This is a genomic window from Desulfobulbaceae bacterium DB1 (genome assembly GCA_001914235.1).
Taxonomy (GTDB): Bacteria; Desulfobacterota; Desulfobulbia; order Desulfobulbales; family SURF-16; genus DB1.
This window is the reverse complement of sequence record MQUF01000017.1, coordinates 23,204-32,490: the sequence shown is the minus strand read 5'-3', so window position 1 is coordinate 32,490 and position 9,287 is coordinate 23,204. Positions and strand designations below refer to the sequence as shown.

The following is a 9,287-nucleotide window of genomic DNA, read 5'->3' as shown; positions in this document are numbered from 1 at the left end:
CCATGCTGTAGCAGGTAAAAAAGAAGACCTTGTAGCTCAAGGTTTTGGTTGCGGCAAATAGTTGCTCCGTCTGCTCGACGGACAGGATGTCAGGGATTCTGGATGTCTTGGGAGGCTTGATCAGGGGGATATCTTCCCAGGGTTTGTTCAGTACCCCGGAATAGAAGAACTTCAGGCCGTAGAGGTCGAGCTTGACCGCGCTCCAGGAATGCGTGTCCAGGAGTTCCGTGAAATAGTCGAGCAACTGGCCGGAGTTGAGGTTGTCAATCCTGCAATCGAAATAGTTGCCGATACGCCGGATCGCCCTGGCGTAGGCGTCGATGGTCTTGGGCTGCAGACCGCCCAGTTTGAGGCATTTCAGGTGTTTCTGATACTGCTTGTTGAAGAGGGAATCTTGTGGCATGGTGGTGTTCATTGTAACCTCCTTGGTAATAGTTGATGCGGCGGCCTCGCCTTTGCTCCGCCACTCTCTACTTATTACCGTATGCCGTGAGATTACAACATGTTAATGATGGATAAACAAGCTCGCTCGTGACTCGTCTGCCGCGTAGCGGCTTCGTCCAACATATCTGATTTACGCTACTATGTTCAAGACAAGTTGTCAGGTTATAACCACTCGTACCCGTTTTCACCGGACGATATGCACATAGCCAATGTGAGCGATACCACCTTAAATTCTCATAACGGCTTTATATCGATGAAAAATTTCGTCCTAGATGAGGATAACGATGGCGTAACCGACACGGCGGACTCTTGTCCGTCTACCCCAAGCGATGAGACCCTTTATGCTAAAAGCCATGGATGCTCAGATGAACAATTTGGACAAATGGTACCAACGCTTATAAGTCCTATTGAAAACGAAATGGTATTTGTGGGAAATTCAGACAGTGGATGGCAGGAGACGAAGTATTCATGGCTGGCACTCAAGGCTCCATTGGGATCTTTAGATGAGAAATATTGCCTCACTATCGAGGAGGACATAGCTTACGGAGGGCGAACGATTTGGGATGAGTGCAACGAGACTGCAACAGATTCCTTAACCTTGCCAGAACCTCCTTATGCTAACGGAGAATTAGGGAGAAACAAAAGGTACTTGTGGACGGTCAGAGCCTATAATAATTATTGGGATGAGACCCGTGGAGAGCAGGTTAGCTGGATGAGCGGCACACCAGTAAAGAGGAGCTTTGCTACCTACAGCACCCTAAGAGAATTATCGCTGCTATACGCCAAGGAGGACTACTACGACGAAAGTCTTCAATACCAGTCGGGCCTGTAAAGAATTTTGTGTAAATGGTTTTCATTTTTAATTTTCAATATGCAGGCATTCTGTCGCCGAACAAGATTGAAAAGCGGTTCAAGGCAGCCTTCCAGTCTCTGATTGGCATAGTCCATTTTTTGGCGATATTGTTCAGCGCCATGTAAAGCAGTTTAAGCATCGACTCGTCATTGGGAAATGAACCCCGGTTCTTGGTAACTTTGCGCAGTGACATGTTCAACGACTCAATAGCATTGGTGGTATATATCACCTTGCGTATCTCGGGCGAATACGCAAAAAATGGGGTGATTCTTTCCCAATTTCTTCGCCAGGATTGGCCGATGGACGGATGCGTTTTGTCCCATTTTTCTTCAAAGGTCATCAGTTCCATTTCGGCCTGCTCGGCTGTTGGCGATTGGTAAATGGCCTTGAGATCCGCAGCCACCTCTTTGCGCTGTTTCCATGAGACATATTTCAGGGAATTGCGCACCATGTGGACGAGACAGAGCTGGACCTGGGTGAAGGGGAAAACCGTCTCAATGGCTTCAGGAAAACCCTTGAGGCCATCGACGCAGGCAATGAAAATATCCTGCACGCCACGGTTTCTTAGCTCAGTCACTACCTGCAACCAGAACTTGGCGCCCTCGTTTTCGGCAACCCACATTCCCAGGACATCCTTGACGCCGTCCATGGTGATGCCAATAGCCAGATAGACCGCCTTGTTCTTAACATGCCCATTGTCGCGCACCTTAACCCGGATAGCGTCCATGTAAACAATGGGATAAATGGGGTCCAACGGGCGATTTTGCCAAACTTTAACCTCGTCAGCAACGGCATCGGTGACCGTTGAAATCAGGGTGGGAGAGACATCAACTCCGTAAATGTCTTCCAAGTGCCCCTGAATCTCCCTGGTAGTCATCCCTCGGGAGTAGAGAGAGATAATCTTGTCGTCAAAGCCGGGAAAGCGGGTTTGCCCTTTGGGAATGATGACCGGATCGAAACTGCTGTCGCGGTCGCGCGGGACCTCAATCGGCATTTTACCGAAGTCGCCCTTGATGGTCTTTGCAGAGTTACCATTTCGGGCATTACCGCCTTTGGTGACGATGGTTCCATGTTTTTCGTGGCCCAGGTGGACGGTCATTTCCGCCTGTAACGCCCGCTCCAGTAAGGCCTTGGTGAGCTGCTTGAGCAGCCCGTTTTCACCGATCAGTTCTTCGGGCTTCTGGTAATTGTAGTCGGCAAGTAAACGATCCAAAATTTCTTTATCAATGGCCATATGAGCTCCTTTTTAAAGGGTAGTTTTTTGACTTACTCAGTCATAGCCATTTACACAAACTATTTTACACCCTCTACCAGTCTGTTTTCTCCATAAATACTAACCTCCTCTCAGGAACTATCCCCGCAGATTCTGATTTCTACCTTTATCTTAAAGACAACGCGAATTTGTATGGCAGTATCTTCGAGGCTGATGGCCGGACACTTATTTCCTATTGGTTTGACTCAAGCTGGGGCGACAATCTCGGCCAGGATTCAGCCTTTAATACAGTCTATGACATGAACCCAGGGCCGGATTCTGATGGCAAGTTCGAGGTTGTTTCCGCCGGTGACGAGGAAGGTTCACAACGGGGCACTTACAATACCAATGCCTATTATTTCTCCTATGATGCCCTGAATGATTCGATTGGCAGCGCGGTGACCCTGACGCAATGGGTTGATTATTTGAAAGCAGTGCGTGACCATTATCAACCGATTGACCGATTGACCATCTTCACCCACGGCAATTATGGTCTTATTCATCTTTCCGACAATGCGGTGCTTACATACAAGACCGTAAGTAATCCCGATCATGAACATTATAAACAGTTGAAGCGTCTTAAGGATGAGGGAATCCTTGCCCCTGGTTCGCACATACTTCTTTTCAGTTGCCTGGTCGCTGGCGATGATGACGGAAAGAAACTTGTGCAAAAGATTGCCGAACTGACAGGCGCCTATATCCATGCCAATAGCGAGTACACTGGCAATATGGTTTCGGATTCTGACCTTGGGACACTGTACACCATGGATGGGCCGGGTGCCGACTGGGATCTTAATATTGAATGCGACAGCTCCGGCTGTGACGACAAGGCAACATATGTAATGCTGGAAAGTCCATCAAAAGGGGAAACCGATGTTGACCCGGATTACATCAATTTTGGATGGAAACCCGTCGATGGAGCTTCTAGCTATTGCTTTAACTTGAAGGGAACAAACGCTGTCACACTGATCTGGGATGACACGAACGGATGCGGGCTTTCTGCCGAAACTTTCCAGGCGGCGAGCCTTGATCCTGGCAAAGCCTACCACTGGAGCATCCGGGCCATGGATGCCTCGGGGAAAGTGTTGCAGGCAAGCGAGTGGTGGAGTTTTACTACAATCGCTGATACGAGCGAAGAACTGCCAACACCAAACATCCTCTCGGCCCAATACATCCCCAACAAATGTTGGAACTATATTACCTGGAATGCTGTGGGTACGCCGGATGATGGGGTTTATTACAAGATGTACTGGGGTACGAGCAGCGACGTTACCGATAGCAGTGAGCTTGCCGCTCCCACCACAACAACCGACTATGGACACACCGGCGTGCTCCCTGGCTGGACTTATTATTACCGGATCATGGGGGTTGCAGCCGATGGCCGTGAGTCTGTGTTGTCTGACGTGGTTCCTGTATCGGTGCCTGCGGATGCTGCTCAAAATTGCCCTCTCTCCTCCCTCCCCGACACCGGCCAAACCATCTGCTACGACAACTCCACCTCCATTCCCTGTCCGCAGCCGGGTGAACCTTTCTTCGGCCAGGACGGCAATTACTCCATCAACCCGCCCGCCTACACCGATAACGGCGACGGCACGGTGACCGACAACGTCACCGGGCTGATGTGGCAGCAGGGGGACAACGGCTACACCAATTGGTACCAGGCCTCCGGCACCGCCGATGCGACTTACAACCCCAACGGCGCGGTGGATGTCTGCGGCGATCTCACCCTCGGCAATTACACCGACTGGCGGCTGCCCGGTAAAAAAGAGCTGGTGGGGCTGGTGGATTACAGCCGTCCTTACCCGGGTCCGACCATCAATACAACGGTTTTTCCTAACACAAAATCGTCCGTTTACTGTTCGTCGTCCACCTACGCCGGCTATCCGGACAGCGCGTGGTACGTCCACTTCGGCGATGGCTACGTCGGCTACTACCTTAAGTACTACAACTACGTGCGGTGCGTTCGCGGCGGACAGTGAGTCGGGGATTTGGTCCTTTGGTCTGATTGGTCCGATTGATTGGTTGGGTGCCGCGCTGGGATTCCGGCGCGGCATGGGGGGTGTAAATCATGGCGCGATATGAAAATCTGCCCATCTTCCGCAAGGCCATGGAGCTTGCGGTGGAGGTGGAAACAGCGGTGCGGGATTTTCCCCGCTACCACAAGTACGCCATCGGCGCCGACCTGCGCGATCTGGCGCGGCACCTCTACTCCCTCATCATCCGCGTCAACTCCCAGGCGGACAAGGTGGCAAGCCTCACCGAGCTGCGGGACAAAAGCGAGGAGATGAAGGCCATGATCGTCATGGCCAAGGAGATCAAGGCATTTAAAGGTTTCAAGGAATTCGAGCGCCTGGCAATATCGGCGACGGAAATAAGCAGACAGAGCGAGGGTTGGTTGAGGAATCAGAAGAACAGCAGGCCGGAATCCCAGGCGCCTTCGGGCGCCAGGGAGCGCGCTTAAGATCACTGTGCGCCCGCTCCGCCCGTCCGTCGTGGTCGGGCATGAGCGTGCAGCGGACCGTACCTTCGGGATCGTTCCGTGAAGGGCCCTTGCAAAGGGCCGTCAAGTGAGCGGGTACAACGTCCAATTACTGGTCGTCGTCCACCAACGCCAACAATCCGAACAACGCGTGGAACGTCAACTTCAACAATGGCAACGTCAACAACAACAATAAGAACAACAACAACTACGTGCGGTGCGTTCGCGGCGGAAAGTGATCACGGCGGCCTGTTCGGCTTCCCTTCCCTGTATGCGGCCTATCTGGCCTGCCGGAAGCGGAAGCGCAAGACCGCCAATGCCTTGCGCTTCGAGGTTGATGTGCTGGAAAACCAGCGAAGCCTGGGGGAAGAGCTGTCTTCCGGTTCCTATCGCCCGTCCCGCTCTGTCTGCTTTGTTACCTCGGTGCCGAAACTGCGGGAGATTTTTGCCGCCGATTTTCGCGACCGGGTGGTGCATCATCTGCTCGTGCCCCGGCTGGAGGCGATTTTCGAGCCGAAGTTCATTTTCGATTCCTACGCCAACCGGGTGGGCAAGGGCTCCCATGCCGCGGTGCTGCGGCTTGCCGCTTTCATGAACCGGCTCACCGGAAACGGCCGCCGGCCCGGCTGGTTCATGCAGCTTGACATCAAGAGTTTTTTCATGAGCATCGACCGGGAGATTTTGTTTGCCATCCTCCGCCGTCATGTCGGCGCGCCCATTCTCCTTGGTCTGGCCCGGACGATTCTCGACGCCGACTGCACGGCCAATTACCTGGCCAAGGGCGACCCTGCCCTGCTCGGTCAGGTGCCGCCGGGCAAGTCGCTTTTCCATGTCGGGCCCGGTAAGGGGCTGCCCATCGGCAACCTGACCTCGCAGTTTTTCGCCAATGTCTATTTGAACGAGCTGGACCAGTTCGTCAAACATGAACTGAAATGCCGTTTTTATCTGCGCTACGTCGATGATTTCATCCTGTTGCATGAAAGCCCCGAAATGCTGCTGGCCATGCGGCGGCGCATCAAAGCCTTTCTCGCCGACCGCCTGGCCCTGGAACTGAAGCCCGCTCCTCCGGTGTGCAAACGGGTGAGCGAGGGTTCTGATTTCCTGGGCTACATCGTCCGGCCGGATTATCTGCTGGTGCGCAACCGGGTGGTGGGCAACCTCAAGGACCGGCTGCGGCGCTTCCGCGCTCGGATGGTGGTTGACGGGGCCATCGGCCGCGACAGATACACCGCCCTTCATCTGCGCCGGGAAACCATCGTGGAACTGCGCCAGGTGCTGGCCTCCTACCTCGGCCATTTTTCCCATGCCAGCGCCTTTCGACTTATCCGTTCCCTGTGGGCGAGGCACCCCTGGCTGGCTGATCTGTTCGCGATTGACCAACTGGGGCGGCTGCATCCCCGTTATGAACCCCTGGCGCCGCGTACCTTGGCCGAACAGTATGCCTGGGCGCTGCACCGCTGTGCCGGATGTCTCCTCTTTTTTCAGGTCGGCCGCTTTATCGAGTTTTTCGGCGAGCAGGCGGAACGGGCCGTCGCCCTTTTCGGCCTGAAAATAAGGGGTGAGAGCCGCCCCAGCCTTGGCCCCTGCTGCGGCTTTCCACTGGCGCGGCTGCGAAAATGTAAAAAAGAGGCCCTGCGCCGGCGGCTGTCCTATGCCGTCATCGGCGAGGCCGGCCAGGCCGCCAAGCGTTTGAAGCGGCGGGTGCTGACCGAAAAGGTGATGTTTGGTGGCGACCGGCCTGTTCCGCTTGCGGCATGAAGCCGGGTATTGCGTATTCGGTGTCGGCATGGGAATGCCGACCTACGAGTTCGCCGTGCATGTTGCCGTAGGGCGGCATCCCTTGCCGCCAGAGGTTGTAATCCCGTAGGTCGGCAAATCATTGCCGACGCTGCCCTGTATTGATAATAAGGAGAGAGAAATGAAAAAAACGATGACAACGAACCAAACCATTTTTACCCTTCGCCGGGCCTTCATTGCCGCCTGCTGCACCCTGCTGCTCGCAGTCGCCCCGGCCCTGGCCGGCGACTTTACCCCCAATGAAGACGGCACGGTGACGGACAACGCCAGTGGCCTGATGTGGCAGCGAGAGGACGACAACATAACCCGCGCCTGGCAGCAGGCCCTGGATTACTGTGATGATCTTGTCCTGCCGGTGGATGGAGGCTATGACGACTGGCGGCTGCCGAACATCAAGGAGCTTGAATCCATCACCGACGACAGCCGCTATAACCCTGCCATTGATCCGGCGGTCTTTCCTAACGCAAATACGTCCCATTACTGGTCGTCGTCCACCTACGCCGGCAGTCCGGACGGTGCGTGGTACGCCGACGTCGGCTACGCCTACTATCCGGACGACGAGTGGTACGTCGACTCCTCTCCGTCCTACGCGTGGCACGTCAACTTCTACGGTGGCAGCGTCGGCAGCTACAGTAAGCACGGCAGCTACTACGTGCGGTGCGTTCGCGGCGGACAGTGAGATGGGGATTTGGTTATTTGGTCTGATTCCCGCGTTGGCGGACAGGAGGAGTGGAGGAGTGGGCCATGCCCGCGATTTTTCCCAGAGTCAGGGGAGATATCGCCTGATGTCCAAGGCGCCATGGAAGACACCTAAAATATCGATCACTCCTTCATGTCGTATCAGGTACGCGATCCGGTAATGGCCATAAAGCAGGACTCGTATGTCACCTTCCTGCTCTGAGCGGTATTTGTGACCAAGCTCTGGGAACTCCCGCAGCATCTGTGCTTTGTCGTAGATACCGACAATCACCTTTTGCGCGGCGGAGGGATTGTCGCCGGCGATGTAGTCATGGATATCCCGCAGCCATCGCTCGGCTTCCGTGGTCCATCTCAGCTTTGCCATGTGCGAATCCGGTGCGCCAGCTCTTCATCGGTGATCACCCGTCCGGATCGGGCGTCATTGAGACCCCGTTCGATCATTCTTTCAAAGGCGAGTTCCCGCATGATCTCTTCATAGGTGGCGTCATCCGGTTGGGACATGAGAATTTCCGTTATTTTTTCCTTTACCGTTTGCATGGGGTGAGCTCCTCCAGTAGGGGTAAATTCGGGGACAGTATATTGGAATTCCTCCTGTCCGGCTCCATAGGAGATACATAGTATGTAGCATATCAGGGCTCATTTTTCATCTTTTTTGCGGTAATTCGGGGAATATTAGGGGTCTGTCCCCGAATTTCCCATGAGTACGGCTACTACTGAAGTAAAAGGTGTTATCTGAGTAGAAAGTACCGCCACTTCTCCGTTTCGCGGCCTGATTTCCTGTGACGATTGGCAAAATGGGAAAATGTGCCAGGAGGGGCGAGGAGGGCAATGCAATACACTCAAAGAGATGCTCAGCGGCGGTTGATTTCTCCCTGCGCCCTGTCCTGGATATATCTGGTTCCTTGCCGGAGGGCGTTTTCCGCCCGGACCAGCTCCCGCCCCAGGTAGGCGGCATGGTCAAGGCGTGAGACGAGTTTTTTTTCAATCAGGTCGGCGCAGAGAGTGGCGCTGTCCTTCCCTTCAATGATGTGCGCCAGGGCGCCGCTGTTTTTGTAATGTTCCACCCTGAGCGGGTTTTTTCGGCCGCTGTTGGTCAGAATGATGAAGTAGCCTTCGGGGTCAAGTTGCAGATGTTGGGCAGGCCGTGCCTCGATGGGGTCGATGAGACTGACGTGGAGGGCGGCGCTGCACGGCTCGTGGGGGAGAAGACCAAGGGAATGAACTTTTTGGGCCGGCAGATTGGGGTCGGCGCAGTCCAGCAGGTTGTGCACCGTGATCTGTGCGCGGAAATGCTCCACCGCGGCGGCCGGCAGATTGCGCAGCACCGGCCGCGCGCCGCGCGCTTCGATGATGCGTTGGTTTACGTCTATACCGTTTGCCGCCAGCTTGAAGATGGCGTCGGCCGGCCGGTGACCGGCGATTTCCTTGCCCAGTATTGCCAGATGGCGGATAAAGGGATTGCTGATGAGATTCTTGACCACGTATTCCACCCCGATGTTTTCCGTGGTCAGGGTGCCGGTGATGGCAATCGAGGCGAACGCGCTGAAAAAGCTGTCGTCCATTGCGAGGGTCTCACCCACCAGCAGAAGGGCAATGGCTGACCTGGGATTGCGCACCGCGTAATCCCCCGGCTGCACCGGCCAGGCAAGGTCGACAAATTCCGTTGCCGGGATGGAGGCGGCGCCGGCCGGTTCGCCGACACGTCCGTCCTTGCCGTGAAGCAGCAGGTCCATTTGCTGGTTGAATCTATTGAATGCCGGAAC

General features: G+C 54.8%; 10 protein-coding genes and 1 pseudogene. 6 read left to right on the top strand and 5 right to left on the bottom strand.

Annotated features, from left to right (window positions below):
* The coding region (locus tag BM485_14425; protein ID OKY74313.1) for an integrase at positions 1 to 415 on the bottom strand (415 nt) is incomplete at its 3' end.
* A gap of 225 nt (positions 416 to 640) precedes the next feature.
* Here BM485_14425 and BM485_14420 point away from each other — a divergent pair.
* A complete protein-coding gene (locus tag BM485_14420; GenBank protein OKY74312.1) occupies positions 641 to 1,276 on the top strand; it encodes a hypothetical protein in 636 nt (211 codons plus the stop codon).
* Between the two features lie 34 nt (positions 1,277 to 1,310).
* Here BM485_14420 and BM485_14415 read toward each other — a convergent pair whose 3' ends face one another.
* A complete protein-coding gene (locus tag BM485_14415; GenBank protein ID OKY74311.1) occupies positions 1,311 to 2,531 on the bottom strand; it encodes an IS256 family transposase in 1,221 nt (406 codons plus the stop codon).
* A 278-nt stretch (positions 2,532 to 2,809) separates the two neighbouring features.
* Here BM485_14415 and BM485_14410 point away from each other — a divergent pair, with 278 nt between their 5' ends.
* The 5 genes and pseudogenes from BM485_14410 (at position 2,810) to BM485_14390 (ending at position 7,504) form a co-directional block, all read left to right on the top strand.
* Positions 2,810 to 4,528, top strand: a complete 1,719-nt coding sequence (locus BM485_14410; protein ID OKY74310.1) for a hypothetical protein — start codon at positions 2,810 to 2,812, stop codon at positions 4,526 to 4,528.
* Between the two features lie 89 nt (positions 4,529 to 4,617).
* Entirely contained in the window at positions 4,618 to 5,010 is a 393-nt protein-coding gene (locus BM485_14405; GenBank protein ID OKY74309.1) for a hypothetical protein, read from the top strand.
* A gap of 119 nt (positions 5,011 to 5,129) precedes the next feature.
* Positions 5,130 to 5,255 (top strand): annotated as a pseudogene (locus BM485_14400) (hypothetical protein).
* Positions 5,200 to 6,786 (top strand): hypothetical protein, encoded by a 1,587-nt coding sequence (locus BM485_14395; GenBank protein OKY74308.1) that lies wholly within the window; start codon positions 5,200 to 5,202, stop codon positions 6,784 to 6,786. The pseudogene BM485_14400 and the gene BM485_14395 overlap by 56 nt, the downstream one beginning before the upstream one ends.
* A 160-nt stretch (positions 6,787 to 6,946) precedes the next feature.
* Complete coding sequence (locus tag BM485_14390) at positions 6,947 to 7,504, top strand: hypothetical protein (protein OKY74307.1); 558 nt, start codon at positions 6,947 to 6,949, stop codon at positions 7,502 to 7,504.
* An 87-nt stretch (positions 7,505 to 7,591) separates the two neighbouring features.
* On the opposite strand, the gene BM485_14385 is transcribed toward BM485_14390, so the two are convergent.
* The 3 genes from BM485_14385 to BM485_14375 all read right to left on the bottom strand — a co-directional run bounded on the left by BM485_14385 (position 7,592) and on the right by BM485_14375 (position 9,257).
* Positions 7,592 to 7,888 (bottom strand): plasmid stabilization protein, encoded by a 297-nt coding sequence (locus BM485_14385; GenBank protein OKY74306.1) that lies wholly within the window; start codon positions 7,886 to 7,888, stop codon positions 7,592 to 7,594.
* Positions 7,876 to 8,061 carry a hypothetical protein gene (locus tag BM485_14380; GenBank protein OKY74305.1) on the bottom strand — a complete coding sequence of 62 codons (186 nt, stop codon included), beginning with the start codon at positions 8,059 to 8,061 and terminating at the stop codon, positions 7,876 to 7,878. The genes BM485_14385 and BM485_14380 overlap by 13 nt, the downstream gene beginning before the upstream one ends.
* 314 nt (positions 8,062 to 8,375) lie before the next feature.
* Positions 8,376 to 9,257, bottom strand: a complete 882-nt coding sequence (locus tag BM485_14375) for a hypothetical protein (protein OKY74304.1) — start codon at positions 9,255 to 9,257, stop codon at positions 8,376 to 8,378.
* Positions 9,258 to 9,287: the final 30 nt, after the last annotated feature.